The sequence below is a fragment of the uncultured Roseobacter sp. genome, assembly GCF_947492555.1.
Lineage (GTDB): Bacteria > Pseudomonadota > Alphaproteobacteria > Rhodobacterales > Rhodobacteraceae > Roseobacter.
Genome location: NZ_CANLNE010000002.1, coordinates 676,176 through 689,591 on the forward strand (window position 1 = coordinate 676,176; position 13,416 = coordinate 689,591).

The following is a 13,416-nucleotide window of genomic DNA, read 5'->3' on the forward strand; positions in this document are numbered from 1 at the left end:
CCGGCGTGGGGGCGGTCCACTTTGATCCCATGAGCAAAACACTTCTGTCGTTCGGGCACGGGTTCAGTGCCAGGGCTCTTGCCCCCCGCTTGATCCAAAAGGGCTGGCGGGTGATCGGCACCACGCGCAGCGCTGAGAAGGCCAAGGATATTGTCGCCACCGGCGTGGAGCCGCTGATCTGGCCGGGCGCGGACGTGACGGATGCGTTGGCCGCAGCGGATGCGGTGCTCATCTCCGCTGGGCCAGTTCCGGACGGCGACCCTGTTCTGGCCGAGATGAGGGCGCAGATCACCGAGGCCGCGCCTCGGCTCGACTGGGTCGGGTATCTGTCCACCACCGGCGTCTACGGCGACCACGCGGGTGGCTGGGTGGACGAAACTGCGGACCTGACGCCCTCCACGAAACGGGGGCGGGCAAGGGTTGCTGCAGAGGCCGAATGGCAGGCGATACCGGGTCTGAACCTGCACGTCTTTCGGCTGGCTGGCATCTACGGTCCCGGGCGCGGCCCTTTTGCCAAGGTGCGCGCGGGAACGGCGCGGCGTATCATCAAAAAAGGGCAGGTGTTCTCGCGCATTCACGTGCAGGACATCGCGCAGGTGCTGGAGGCATCGCTGGCGCAGCCGAACCCCGGTGCGGTCTATAACCTTTGCGACGACGATCCGGCGCCGCCGCAGGATGTCATCGCCTATGCCGCCGAATTACTGGAGGTTCCGCTACCCCCTGCCGTCGATTTCGAGACGGCGGAGATGACCCCCATGGCGCGCAGCTTTTACGCCGAGAGTAAAAAAGTTCGGAACGATCGCATCAAAGAAGAGTTGGGTGTCCAGCTGCTTTATCCCGACTACCGGACCGGGCTGGAGGCGTTGTTGCGTGAGGAAAACCGAGATCAGGACGTTTCAGGACTATAGAGACTGGCCGCTGAGCACGTTGCTCGACGCGGTGGATCGTGCGGCGACGGATGAAAAAGTCGAAATGCGCGATATCCTGTCCGAGATCGGGGACAGGACCATCACACCCGTTATTCTGGTGGTCGCGCTTTTCCTCGTGTCTCCGATGTCGGGTGTGCCGGGCATTCCGACAATCTCTGCAGTCATCATCGTGATGCTGGCCGTACAAGGCCTTATGGGGCGCAGGCTCTGGCTGCCCCGGCGCATCATGCGGATGCGCATCGGCGCCTCGACCTTGTCGCGGATGGTGGCATGGCTGCGCCGCCCGGCCGCGTGGATTGATCGAAATTCCTCCCCGCGTTTGCAATACTTGACGCGCGGGCCGATGCGCATGATCATTCTGCTGCAATGCGCGGTGATCCCGCTGGGCTGGCCCGCGCTGGAACTTGTGCCGGGCGTTACATCGCTGGCGGCGGCGACCATTGGGCTTTTCGCTTTTGGTCTTTTTGCGCGGGACGGCTACTTCGTTATCGCAGGCTACATCGGCATGGTCGCGGTGCCGCTGGGTGCGGTGCTGCTGCTGCAGGTGGCGGTGACCTGACGCTCAGGCGCGGGCTTCGCCGATCTGCGCAACGCCAAGCACGTTCAGCACTTTGCCTTCGATCTCGGCCGCATTCATGCCCGCCACGGCATACATATCCGCTGGGCTGGCCTGATCGATGAAGATGTCGGGCAGCACTATGGAGCGGTATTTCAGCCCTTCATCAAAGACGCCCTCGTCGGCCAGAAGCTGCGCGACATGGCTGCCGAAACCGCCTAGGGCACCTTCCTCGATGGTGATCAGCGCCTCGTGATCGGCGGCCAGTTGCAGGATCAGATCACGATCCAGCGGCTTGGCAAAACGTGCGTCTGCAACGGTTGGGCGGATGCCCCGCGCGGTGAGCGCCTCTGCCGCCTTTTCCACTTCTGCAAGCCGGGTCCCGAAGGACAGCAGGGCGACGCGCGATCCTTTGGAGATGATCCGGCCCTTGCCGATCTCCAGCACCTCGCCGCGTTCCGGCATCTCGACGCCATTGCCTTCACCGCGCGGAAAGCGGAAGGCGATAGGGCCGTCACCATGCGCCGCAGCCGTGGCGACCATGTGTTTCAGCTCCGCCTCATCCGCTGCCGCCATCACGACAAAGCCCGGCAGATTGGCAAGATAGGCGATGTCGAAAGAGCCTGCATGCGTTGCCCCATCCGCGCCGACCAACCCGGCCCGGTCGATGGCAAAGCGCACCGGCAGGCGCTGGATCGCCACGTCATGCACCACCTGATCATAGCCGCGCTGCAGGAAGGTGGAATACATCGTGCAAAAGGGTTTCATCCCGCCCGCGGCCAAGGCAGCGGAGAAAGTCACCCCGTGTTGCTCCGCGATGCCCACGTCAAAACAGCGGCTCGGGTAGCGTTCGGCAAAAAGGTTGAGGCCGGTGCCATCCGGCATCGCCGCTGTGACGGCGCAAATCTTATCGTCCTCTGCGGCTTCCTGCAGCAGGCTGTCGGCAAATACGCGGGTGTAAATCGGCGCATTTGAGGGCGCCTTTTTCTGCTCGCCGGTGATCACGTCGAACTTGGCCGTGGCGTGCCCCTTGTCGCGGGCGGATTCTGCAGGCGCGTATCCCTTTCCCTTCTTGGTCAGCACATGGATCAGGATCGGCCCCGTCGCGCGCGCCTTGACTGTGCGCAGCACCGGCAAGAGCTGGTCCATGTCGTGTCCGTCGATTGGGCCGAGATAGGAAAACCCAAGCTGTTCAAACAGTGTGCCCCCCACGGCCATGCCCTTCAGGATGTCCTTGGCGCGTTTGGCCCCTTCGCGGAAGGGTTCGGGCAGCAGGCTGACGGCACCTTTGGCAGCGGCCTTGAAATCCTGAAACGGTTCCTCTGCGTAAAGCCTGCTGAGGTAGGTGGACATGGCGCCCACCGGCGGGGCGATGGACATTTCATTGTCATTGAGGATCACAATCAGGCGTTTGCCCAGATGGCCCGCGTTGTTCATCGCCTCATAGGCCATGCCCGCGCTCATCGAGCCATCGCCGATCACAGCAATTGCGTCGCCCAGCCCTTCGGGCACCACGCCGCCCAGATCCCGGGCCACGGCAAAACCCAAAGCGGCAGAGATCGAGGTCGAACTATGTGCCGCGCCAAAGGGATCGTAAGGTGATTCCTTGCGTTTGGTGAAGCCGCTGAGCCCGTCTTTCATGCGCAACGTGCGGATGCGGTCCCGGCGCTCGGTCAGGATTTTGTGCGGGTAGCACTGGTGGCCCACGTCCCAGATCAGCTTGTCGCGCGGCGTATCGAAGACCGCATGCAGCGCCACCGTCAATTCGACGACACCCAGACCCGCCCCCAGATGTCCGCCCGTTACCGAAACGGCAGAGACGGTTTCGGCCCGCAGCTCATGTGCCAGCTGGGTCAGCTCCCGATCAGACAGGTCTTTCATGTCCGCAGGGCGCCGGATCCTGTCCAGCAGCGGTGTTTCGGGTTTGTCTGAGGTCATGATGCCCCTCTCAATGCGCGCGCGTCACGACAAAACGCGCAGCCTCTTTTAAGATGTCTGCGCGCGCGCCGTAACCCCCCAGGCTGTCGCAGGCCTGATCCGCCAGATCATCGGCGCGCTGCCGCGCCGCGTCCAGCCCCAGAAGCGACACGAAGGTTGCCTTGCCCGCTTCGGCGTCTTTGCCAACTGCCTTGCCGACCGTGGCACTGTCTCCGGTCACATCCAGAACATCATCGGCAATCTGGAAGGCAAGGCCAAGGGCGCACGCATAGTCCTGCAGGGCAGTGGTGTCTGCTTCGGCCATCACCGCCCCGGCGGTGGCAGCCCATTCGATCAGGGCGCCTGTCTTGCCGCGCTGAAGTGCTGTGATGTCGTCCAGTGTCAAAGGATGCTGAACCGTTTCCGCCGCAATATCGAGCGCCTGTCCCAGAACCATCCCCTGCGCCCCGCTGGCGCGAGCCAGGCGCAATGCGAGTGTGGCCCGCACCTGGGCCTCCAGGCCTGCCTCGGTCCCCGTCACCAGCTCGAAGGCGAGTGTCTGCAAAGCGTCGCCCGCCAGCACAGCGGTTGCCTCGTCCCATTTGCGATGCACCGTTGGACGACCGCGCCGCATGTCATCATCATCCATGCACGGCAGATCATCATGCACCAGCGAATAGGCATGCAGCGCCTCAATGGCCGTGGCAGGCCAGATCGCCGCCCCGATGTCGATGTCATGAAGCCGCGCGCTTTCCAACACCAGAAAACCCCGCAAACGCTTGCCGCCGTGGGTTGCATGCGCCATGGCCTGCACCACGGGCAGGTCGTCCAGACGCCCCAATATCAGGTCGAAATGCTGTTGAATGGCCTGAGCATCCGCGCCCAGACGGGTCTCGAACATGGTCAGAGCCCTTCGACCGGTGTCGTTCCCGTCGGTGTGCCGTCGCCGTCCAATGTAATGGCAGCAACTTTCTCTTCGGCTTCTTTTAGCTTGGCCTCGCAGCGCGCTTTCAAGGCCGCACCACGCTCGTAAAGAGCAATGCTCTCATCCAGCGCCACGTCGCCACGCTCCAACTGGCCCAAAACATTCTCAAGCTCAGCCATGGCCTGTTCAAAGCTCATTTGATCCACTGGGATATCGGTCATGGTCGGAAATCCTGTCTTTGCGCTGGCGGTTTTCTAGCGGGTATTTCCGCGCTGTGCCAGCCCGCGCCCTGTTTCTTCTGGCCAGAAATATCCTCGGGGGAGGCCCGTCAGGGCCGGGGGCAGACAGCCCCCAAACATCAGGCCTGCTATTCCGGCGCCAGCATATACCCCGCACCACGGACGGTTTGCAGGTACCGCGGCTGCTTGGGGTCTTCCTCGATCTTGCGGCGCAAACGGGTGATCTGCACATCGACGGCACGTTCCTGCGCCTGCCCGCGATCCCGCCCCAGCTCTTCAACCAGCTTGGCGCGGCTGATGGGTTCGTTGCAACTGGCCGAGAAAATTTTCATCAGCTGCATTTCGGTGGCGGTCAGCCGCACGAGGTCTTCACCCTGCCACATCTCGCCACGTTCCATGTCATATCGAATGCCTCCAAGCGTCAGCACCTTGGGCGCTGTCTGGTCGGCGGGCGCTTCGGGCATGCGGCGCAGAATGGCGTTGATGCGCAGGAGCAGCTCCTTTGGCTCGAAAGGCTTTGGCAGATAGTCATCCGCGCCCGCTTCCAGCCCCTCGATCCGGTTGCCGGTTTCGCCCTTGGCCGTCAGCAGCAGGATCGGCACGGCCCGTGTTTCCCGCAAGGATCTGGTCAGCTCCAGACCGTCCTCACCAGGCATCATGACATCGAGCACGATCAGATCGAAATCCAGCCCCGACAGAATGCGCCGCGCATGCGCCGCGTCCCGTGCGGCGGTCACCAGAAACCCATTACGCATCAGGAATTTCTGCAAAAGTGTCCTGATCCGCTCGTCATCGTCGATGATCAGCAGGTGCGCGTCCATATCGCTCATGTGCCGCTATCCTTCAACCGTCCGTAGGCGTTGCGCATTTCCCGGTCCATCATCGCCTCCAACACCGTGCGGAACCCGGCGACGGCGTCCGGCCCGGCTTCCCGGTACGCCATCCGCATCCGTACCCGTTGTGCGTCCGACAATTTCTGTTCCAGCGCGTGGCCCTCCTCCGTCAGGAACAGATGACGTTCCCGTTTGTCCGCCTTCCCGACCTTGCTTTCGACCAGACCATCCTCGATCAGCGTGCGCAAGACACGGTTGAGCGATTGTTTCGTGACCCCAAGGATGTTGAGCAGATTGTTGACCGTGGTGCCCGGCGCGCGATTGATGAAATGCACGGCGCGGTGGTGGGCGCGCCCGTAAGCCATGTCCGAGAGGATACGATCAGGATCGGCCGTGAACCCGCGATAGGCAAAGAACATCGCCTCGATGCCCTGCCGCAACTGCTCATCGGTCAAAAACAAAAGGTTTTCACCGCTTTGGGCTGAAGGTACGCGCCCGTCTGCCATTACATGCCTCAATAATCACCCTGCCATTGTGTTACAGCATATGTCAGTGTTGTTGACATTCCAAGGGTTAAGGGCTATCGAATCGCATCTTTTGCGCAACTTTATGTCCGGTTCGGGCGTAATTTGCGCAATATTCGGAAATTTTGTTGCCAACCTTGGAAGGAAAGACAATGGCAGGCGCTTACAATGATCGCGACGGCAAGATCTGGATGAACGGCCAAATGGTCGAATGGCGCGAGGCCAACGTCCATATTCTGACCCATGCCATGCACTATGCGTCTTCGGTATTTGAGGGCGAACGCGCGTATAACGGCAAGATTTTCAAAAGCCGCGCGCATTCCGAACGCCTGGTTCGGTCGGCGCAGATGATCGATTTCGAAATCCCCTATACCGTGGATGAGATTGAGGCCGCCAAGGTCGAGGTTCTGGCTGCCAGCGGGCTGCAGGACGCCTACGTGCGGGCCATCGCCTGGCGCGGCGCGGGTGAGGATATGGGGGTCGCCTCCGCACGCAATCCGGTGCAACTGGCCATCGCGGCCTGGGAATGGGGGGCGTACTACGGGGATGCAAAGATGAAGGGCGCCAAGCTCGACATCTCCAAGTGGAAACGACCAAGCCCCGAGACCATCCCAAGCCACGCCAAAGCGGCGGGCCTTTACATGATCTGCACCATGTCCAAACACGCGGCAGAGGCCAAAGGCTGTTCGGATGCGATGATGTTCGACTACCGCGGCTATGTGGCCGAAGCGACGGGCGCCAACATCTTCTTTGTCAAAGACGGTGAAGTGCATACGCCGGACCCGGATTGTTTCCTCAACGGGATCACGCGGCAGACCGTGATCGGCATGCTGAAAGATCGCCAGATCAAGGTGCACGAGCGTCACATCATGCCCGAAGAACTGGAAGGGTTCGAGCAGTGCTGGCTGACTGGCACTGCCGCCGAAGTCACGCCCGTGGGTCAGATCGGCGACTATAATTTCGAGGTTGGCAGCATCACTCGCGATATCGCGCAAGGCTACGAGACGCTGGTACGCACCTGACACCGACAAGGTGACGGGGCGGCCATTTGTCGCCCGTCACAATCTTTTGCCTTTCCCGTTACGCGGGTGTCGGGCATTTGTTACACAAGACCTGTTCCATAGCGCGGTAGCCAATCGCCACATGGAGGATTCTTGTGACACGACTTATCCGCCCGACCCGCCGCGCTGTTCTGGCAGGCTCCACCGCTTTTGCCGCCAGCCTCGCGCTGCCGAGCCTCAGCCGCGCGGCCTCCCGGCCCGTTTTTACCCACGGTGTGCAGTCAGGGGATGTCGACACGTCTTCGGGCATGATCTGGACCCGGACGGATCGCCCGGCGCGCGTGACCATGGAAGTCTCCACCACCGAGAGCTTTGCAAACGTGCGGCGTCTTGCGTCGATGGATGCCATCCCGTCCAGCGATATGGCGATCAAGCGGCTGGTCAGCGGGCTGCCCTCCGATCAGGATATCTTTTACCGCTTCGTCGCCGCCGATCTGAGCGACATAAATGCTGTTTCCGAACCCTTGATCGGGCGCTTTCGGACCGCGCCGACCGCGCGGCGTAACATCCGGTTCGCCTGGTCCGGTGATACCGCCGGTCAGGGCTGGGGGATCGATGAGGACGGCATGGCGACCTATACGACCATGGCGCAGCACCAGCCGGATTTCTTCATCCATTCCGGCGACACGGTCTATGCCGATGGCCCGATGAAAGACGAGGTTGAGAAAGACGGCGCGGTGATCTGGAAGAACGTCGTTCTGCCGGACGAAAAGCGCAAGGTGGCCGAGACGCTGGATGAATTCCGCGGCCAGTGGAAGTACAACATGCTGGACGAACATGTGCGCGCGATGAATGCCGCCGTGCCCACCTTCATGCAGTGGGACGACCATGAGGTCGTGAACAACTGGTCCGACAGCAAGGACCTGTTGGGCGATGATCGCTATTCGGAGAAATCGGTGCATGTGCTGCAGGCCCGCGCCACCCGTGCCTTCCACGAGATGACGCCACTGCGGATCACACCGGAGGAGCCAAACCGCGTTTACCGCAGGATCAATTACGGCCCGATGCTGGATGTCTTCTTCCTCGATCTGCGCAGCTATCGCGGGCCGAATACGGCGGAGATGACCACGGAACTGACCGACGACCAGAGGGTGCTGGGGGCGGAGCAGATGGCCTGGCTCAAGCGCGAGTTGGTCGCCTCCAAGGCCACATGGAAAGTGATCGCATCTGACCAACCGATCGGGCTGATTGTCTGGGACAACTTCCGTGAACAGGCAGGCTCCGAAGGCATCGCGGATGGCGTGAACGGACCTGCGATGGGCCGCGAGGTCGAAGTGGCGGAGCTCTTGCGGTTCATCAAGACGGCCAGGATCGACAACACCGTCTGGTTCACCGCTGATGTGCATTACACGGCAGCGCATTACTACAACCCAGACAAGGCGCAGTTCCAGGATTTCGAGCCGTTCTGGGAGTTCGTTTCCGGCCCGCTGCACGCGGGGACCTTTGGGCCAAATGCGATGGACATGACCTTTGGCGCCGAGGTGAAATACGTCAAAGCGCCGACGGAAGAGCAGGGGATCAACCTGCCACCCAGCGCCGGGCTGCAGTTCTTTGGTCTTGTCGATATCGATGCGCAGACGCAGCAGATGAAGGTCCGGCTGATGGACCGCGCAGATACTGAGCTTTACACGGTGACGCTGGACCCGAAAGGCACCAGTCTTTAATCAGTCGAGGTCCAGATCAGACTTGTGATAGACATGCCGTCCATCCTCGGACGGCATGTCGCGTTTCAGAGCCCAGAATTTCCGCACGTCCTTCATCGTTTTGTCTGGATTGTCGGCCAGGAAATCACGCGTGTACTGGTTGAATTGATTGTGGTGGGCAATTTCGCTTTGAAAGCCGGGCTGTGCCGCTTCGGCTCTCTGGCGAAGGTATTCTTCTACAGCATCCGCCAGCGTTTTGACGGTTTTGTCCTTCATCCATGTCATGAAGGCGATGTTGAACTTGAAACCGTCCCCGGCGTGCGCCCTGAAAAAACGCCGGACGTTCTGGCTGTTGCGATAGCTGTCGGTGATGACCGTCTCTGGTTTCAGTTCCGCGCTATGCCAATCAAATTTTGAGGGGGGCTTGCTGCGGATGTCATCCGGCCAGATTTCCTCGCCGGTGTCGAGGTAATGTGCGAGCCGGTCGAGGATGGTGAACTTGCCGCCGGTGGCCCGAAGCCCGAGCGTCTTGGCCTGCGCCACCAGTTCGGACTTGGTCCAATACCAGCGTTGCAGTTCTGTGCCGTTGGTGACGGTTGTGATTTCGGGTCGATTTTCGCGTGTTTTTGGCATCACGGGTCCTCTCTGTGACCCGCAACATGTTCCGGGTGGCTTAGAAATCCACCCCGCGCTGGGCTTTGATGCCCGCCTGAAACGGGTGTTTGACCTCCGTCATCTCGGTCACCAGATCGGCGTAGTCCATCAATTCAGGCTTGGCGTCGCGGCCCGTCAGGATCACCCCGGTGCGTTTGTCACGACCCTTCAGGCTCTCAATCACCTTGTGCACATCCAGATAGTCGTACCGCAGCGCGATGTTGATCTCATCCAGCACGATCAGGTCAAACTCGCCGCTTTCCATCATCTCGACCGCCTTGGCAAAGGCCGCCTCGGCTGCAGCGATGTCGCGGTCCTTGTCCTGAGTGTCCCAGGTGAAGCCTTCGCCCATCGTGTGCCAGGTCACGTCGCCCAGCTGATCGAAAAACCGTTTCTCGCCGGTGATCCACTTGCCCTTGATGAACTGGACGACGCCAACCTTCTGCTTCCATCCCAGCGCCCGGATCACAACGCCAAAGGCGCTGGAGGATTTGCCCTTGCCCTTGCCGGTATGCACCAGGACAAGCCCACGTTCGGGGTCCTGCGCCTCTGCTACCTTGGCGCGCTGCTTGGCCTGCACGGCCTTCATCTTCTCTTTGTGGTCCTGCGTGTCCGACATGAGGTTATTCCTTGGTGTCAGGGGGTGCCTGGAGGCGTTTGATTGGGTTTGGACTTGCTGCGGTCGAGCCCCAGCTGGCGTTCGCGCCAGATAATCAGGATACCGCCGGAAATGACAAGGGCAGAACCGAGCAGAATTGGGCCCGTCGGCACCTCGTTAAACGCAACATAGCCGATGAGGCTGGCAAAGATCATCGAGGCATAGTCGAAGGGCGCCAGCATGGAGGCGCCGCCAAAGCGGTAAGAAGACGTGACCATGATCTGGGCCACACCGCCGATCAGCCCGGCAGTGATCAGCAACAGCACGACAGAGTGCTCCGGCCAGACCCAGACGAAGGCAGGGTGATCGACAACCCATCCTATGGGCGCGGACAACATGGCAAGACAGGTCGCGGTGACGGAGAAGTAAAAGACGATGGCCGCGGTGTGATCTGTTTGCACCAGGCGACGGACGTGGATTTGAACAAGGGCGCGCAGAACCGACGCGATCAGCACCAGGATTGCCCCAAAGGTGGCAGCGCGGGACATCTCATCGGCCCCGATGCTGAGGCGCGGGGCAATCACGATCATCACACCGACAAGTCCGAGTGCCACGGCAGAGAGGCGGATCAGGCGGATGCGTTCGCCCAGAAACAGGGCGGCAAAGATCACCGCAAACATCGGCGTTGCGTAGCCGATGGCGGTCACCTCCGGCAGAGGGAGTAGCCCGAGCCCCGCAAAGGTTAGCCCCATGGCCGAGGTGCCAAAGACGCCGCGCCAGACATGGCCCATGAGGTTCGACGGAACGAGCCCTTCGCGCAGTTGCCCCCGCTGCGCCAGCCATATGGCAATGATCGGAATAGCAAAGAGGGAGCGGAAAAAGACGGCTTCGCCCGGAGGCACCTCGCTTGATACGCTCTTGATGATGGCCGCCATGACCATAAACAGAAAGACCGCGCAGAGCTTCAATGCAATTGCGCGGCCAGGTCTGTGTTGGGTCATGTCCTGGGCCATATGGCCCTCTTGCGCCTCCGGGCTGGAAAGATCAAGCGCGCCTGCACGGCCCGCTCGATCCATGCAGTGCTGTTAGCTCAGCGGGGCAACACCCAGCGGCACCGAGAATTTGAGACACCAGATGTAGATTTCATTGTAGTCATCAATGTTGACGGAGGCGGGCACGGTATAGACCTGCTTGCCGTTCAGCTTTTTCAGCTCGCCCAGGTCGCCGGCAGGCACATAGGCACCGTCCTTGCCAAAGGCCACACGCGGGTCGGGTGCGCCGTCGAGAGAGAAGTCGTCCTCAAGTGTGACGGTTGCTGTGCCATCGGCGTTTTTGACAATGGTCACGCCGCCGGTGGTGATGTGATCGCTTTTGCCGGTGAAGGTGGACTGCTGGGTGGTGCCGGCAACTGCGCTGAATGTGGCGAGGGCGGTCAGGCCGACAACGAGAAGAGCGGAGAGGATATTTTTCATGGGGCTGGTCCTTTTTTGCAGTTGGGTTGTTGATCTCGACGCCAATCTAGAGTTTGGAACCATTCAGTACAATACACGTCTGCGTGAGTTGTGTAACAGATGGTTCCGAACTATATTACACGCAAGCAGGAGATCCGGATGGCACGTCCCAGAGAGTTCGATACTGACGACGCAATCAAAAGAGCAACAGCTGTCTTTTGGGAGAAGGGCTTTTTGGAGTCTTCCCTGCCTGACTTGCTGGACGGGATGGGCCTGACTCGCGGCAGCCTTTACAAGGCTTTCAAGGACAAAAAGAACCTCTTTCTACTGGTGCTGGAGCACTATGAAGAGGAGGCGGTAGGCGCCGCCAAGGCACGGCTGACCGATGCGGATGTGCCGGACGGGCGCGAACGTATTATCAGCCTCTTTGCCGCGCTTTGTGCAGCCGTTACGGCCGGGGACACGCGTGGTTGTCTGCTTTGCTCCGCCGCTGCCGGTTTCGAAATGTCCGATCCGGAGATTGCCGGGGCGGTTGAGAAAGGGATGAGAGGGATTCGGGATGGGTTCGAAGCCGCCCTGCGTGCGTCACCAACCCATCGCGCACTGCCCGACGCAGAGCGCAAGGCCCTCGCCAACGTTCTTCTGACTCAGTACATCGGTCTGCGGGTTCTGGCGCGGTCCCGCATGCCCTTGGGCATTCTGGAACAGAGTGTGGAGAGCGTCGCGCGGCTGCTGGACATGGAACCGGCGTGATCAGCGGTCAGCCGATGTGTCCACGGTTCTCGCCCACCTGACCGCGGTGCAGCAGGATGTGATCCAGCAGCACACAGGCCATCATCGCTTCCCCCACCGGCACCGCACGGATGCCGACGCAGGGGTCGTGACGGCCCTTGGTGATGATTTCCGTCTCTTCCCCGGATTTGGTGATTGTGCGGCGCGTGGTCAGGATGCTGGACGTTGGCTTGACGGCAAAGCGCACCACGATGTCCTGCCCGGTGCTGATGCCGCCCAGAATGCCACCGGCGTGGTTTGAGGAATAGACCGGCCCCTCCGGGCCCATGGTGATCTCATCCGCGTTCAATTCGCCCGTCAGCATGGCGGCGGACATGCCTTCACCGATTTCCACACCCTTGACGGCATTGATACTCATCATCGCGGCGGCCAGATCCGTGTCCAGCTTGCCATAGACGGGCGCGCCCAGACCTGCGGGCACCCCCCGCGCGACGACCTCGATCACGGCGCCCACGGAACTGCCGGACTTGCGCAACCCATCAAGGTAAGCGGCCCATTCCTCGGCAGCCACCGCATCCGGTACCCAGAAAGGGTTCGCATCGATCTGCTCCCAGTCAAACCGGTCCCGATCAATCTGATGCGGCCCCATCTGCGTCATGTACCCCTTGATTTCAACGCCTGGGACAAGCGCTGCAATTGCCGCGCGCGCAAGACCACCGGCGGCAACACGCGCTGCCGTTTCGCGCGCGCTTGACCGGCCGCCGCCGCGATAATCGCGGATGCCATATTTCTGGAAATATGTGATGTCCGCGTGCCCGGGGCGAAACTTGTCCTTGATGTCGCCATAGTCCTTGGAGCGTTGATCGGTGTTTTCGATCATCAGCTGCACGGGCGTGCCCGTGGTCTGCCCCTCGAACACACCAGAGAGGATTTTCACCTCATCCGCCTCGCGTCGCTGCGTGGTGTATTTGTTTTGCCCCGGTTTGCGCTTGTCCATCCACTGCTGGATCATCGCCGCGTCGATTGCCACGCCGGGCGGGCAACCATCCACCGTCGCGCCCAGGGCAGGCCCGTGGCTCTCGCCCCATGTGGTCACGCGGAAAAGATGGCCAAAGCTGTTGATCGACATTGAGCGGCTCCTTTGACCCGCGTGCTTAGCGGGGCGGACGGATCGCCTCAAGAGCTTATCGCTTGCCAATCCTTGGATGCGGCTTTACGTCTGAGCGTACCTCGGGGGGCCTATCCGGCTGAGATGCGATGTATCGCGGACCCGTAGAACCTGAACCGGTTAAGACCGGCGGAGGGAAGGTGAGCTGATCATCCTCTCATCCGTTCGTCGCATTTGAAAGGATTG

At 61.1% G+C, this 13,416-nt stretch carries 15 protein-coding genes and 1 riboswitch; of the genes, 5 read left to right on the top strand and 10 right to left on the bottom strand.

The annotated features are described in order from the left end of the window. Positions 1-29 precede the first annotated feature (29 nt). Both Q1A07_RS10350 and Q1A07_RS10355 read left to right on the top strand, forming a co-directional pair. Positions 30-908 carry an SDR family oxidoreductase gene (locus tag Q1A07_RS10350; RefSeq protein ID WP_299780400.1) on the top strand — a complete coding sequence of 293 codons (879 nt, stop codon included), beginning with the start codon at positions 30-32 and terminating at the stop codon, positions 906-908. Then, the gene (locus Q1A07_RS10355; RefSeq protein WP_299780402.1) at positions 871-1,488 is read left to right on the top strand and encodes an exopolysaccharide biosynthesis protein; all 618 of its coding nucleotides are present in this window, start codon (positions 871-873) and stop codon (positions 1,486-1,488) included. Before Q1A07_RS10350 ends, Q1A07_RS10355 begins: the two co-directional genes overlap by 38 nt. 3 nt (positions 1,489-1,491) lie before the next feature. Here Q1A07_RS10355 and dxs read toward each other — a convergent pair whose 3' ends face one another. The 5 genes from dxs to Q1A07_RS10380 form a co-directional block, all read right to left on the bottom strand. Continuing rightward, positions 1,492-3,423 carry a 1-deoxy-D-xylulose-5-phosphate synthase gene (gene dxs / locus Q1A07_RS10360; protein ID WP_299780404.1) on the bottom strand — a complete coding sequence of 644 codons (1,932 nt, stop codon included), beginning with the start codon at positions 3,421-3,423 and terminating at the stop codon, positions 1,492-1,494. Positions 3,424-3,433: 10 nt separating this feature from the next. Next, on the bottom strand, positions 3,434-4,303 hold the full coding sequence (locus Q1A07_RS10365) for a polyprenyl synthetase family protein (protein WP_299780406.1): 870 nt from the start codon (positions 4,301-4,303) through the stop codon (positions 3,434-3,436). Positions 4,304-4,305: 2 nt separating this feature from the next. Further along, the gene (locus tag Q1A07_RS10370) at positions 4,306-4,548 is read right to left on the bottom strand and encodes an exodeoxyribonuclease VII small subunit (protein ID WP_299780408.1); all 243 of its coding nucleotides are present in this window, start codon (positions 4,546-4,548) and stop codon (positions 4,306-4,308) included. A 146-nt stretch (positions 4,549-4,694) separates the two neighbouring features. After that, complete coding sequence (locus Q1A07_RS10375) at positions 4,695-5,396, bottom strand: response regulator (protein WP_299780410.1); 702 nt, start codon at positions 5,394-5,396, stop codon at positions 4,695-4,697. Beyond that, the gene (locus Q1A07_RS10380) at positions 5,393-5,905 is read right to left on the bottom strand and encodes a MarR family transcriptional regulator (RefSeq protein WP_299780412.1); all 513 of its coding nucleotides are present in this window, start codon (positions 5,903-5,905) and stop codon (positions 5,393-5,395) included. The genes Q1A07_RS10375 and Q1A07_RS10380 overlap by 4 nt, the downstream gene beginning before the upstream one ends. Positions 5,906-6,075: 170 nt before the next feature. Here Q1A07_RS10380 and Q1A07_RS10385 point away from each other — a divergent pair, with 170 nt between their 5' ends. Then, positions 6,076-6,945, top strand: a complete 870-nt coding sequence (locus Q1A07_RS10385; RefSeq protein ID WP_299780414.1) for a branched-chain amino acid aminotransferase — start codon at positions 6,076-6,078, stop codon at positions 6,943-6,945. A gap of 134 nt (positions 6,946-7,079) precedes the next feature. After that, entirely contained in the window at positions 7,080-8,648 is a 1,569-nt protein-coding gene (locus tag Q1A07_RS10390; protein ID WP_299780416.1) for an alkaline phosphatase D family protein, read from the top strand. Here the strand turns inward: Q1A07_RS10390 and Q1A07_RS10395 are convergent, their stop codons facing one another. The 4 genes from Q1A07_RS10395 to Q1A07_RS10410 form a co-directional block, all read right to left on the bottom strand. Further along, complete coding sequence (locus Q1A07_RS10395; protein ID WP_299780418.1) at positions 8,649-9,260, bottom strand: DUF6434 domain-containing protein; 612 nt, start codon at positions 9,258-9,260, stop codon at positions 8,649-8,651. Between the two features lie 40 nt (positions 9,261-9,300). Further along, positions 9,301-9,900 (bottom strand): cob(I)yrinic acid a,c-diamide adenosyltransferase, encoded by a 600-nt coding sequence (gene cobO / locus Q1A07_RS10400; protein WP_299780420.1) that lies wholly within the window; start codon positions 9,898-9,900, stop codon positions 9,301-9,303. 17 nt (positions 9,901-9,917) lie between these two features. Continuing rightward, complete coding sequence (locus Q1A07_RS10405) at positions 9,918-10,892, bottom strand: DMT family transporter (protein WP_299781956.1); 975 nt, start codon at positions 10,890-10,892, stop codon at positions 9,918-9,920. Positions 10,893-10,964: 72 nt separating this feature from the next. Then, the gene (locus Q1A07_RS10410; protein WP_299780422.1) at positions 10,965-11,351 is read right to left on the bottom strand and encodes a DM13 domain-containing protein; all 387 of its coding nucleotides are present in this window, start codon (positions 11,349-11,351) and stop codon (positions 10,965-10,967) included. Between the two features lie 138 nt (positions 11,352-11,489). Between Q1A07_RS10410 and Q1A07_RS10415 the strand changes: the two genes are divergently transcribed. After that, complete coding sequence (locus Q1A07_RS10415) at positions 11,490-12,083, top strand: TetR/AcrR family transcriptional regulator (RefSeq protein WP_299780424.1); 594 nt, start codon at positions 11,490-11,492, stop codon at positions 12,081-12,083. 7 nt (positions 12,084-12,090) lie between these two features. On the opposite strand, the gene aroC is transcribed toward Q1A07_RS10415, so the two are convergent. Next, on the bottom strand, positions 12,091-13,191 hold the full coding sequence (gene aroC / locus Q1A07_RS10420) for a chorismate synthase (protein WP_299780426.1): 1,101 nt from the start codon (positions 13,189-13,191) through the stop codon (positions 12,091-12,093). Positions 13,192-13,283: 92 nt separating this feature from the next. Beyond that, positions 13,284-13,385: riboswitch (TPP riboswitch) on the top strand. Positions 13,386-13,416 lie beyond the last annotated feature (31 nt).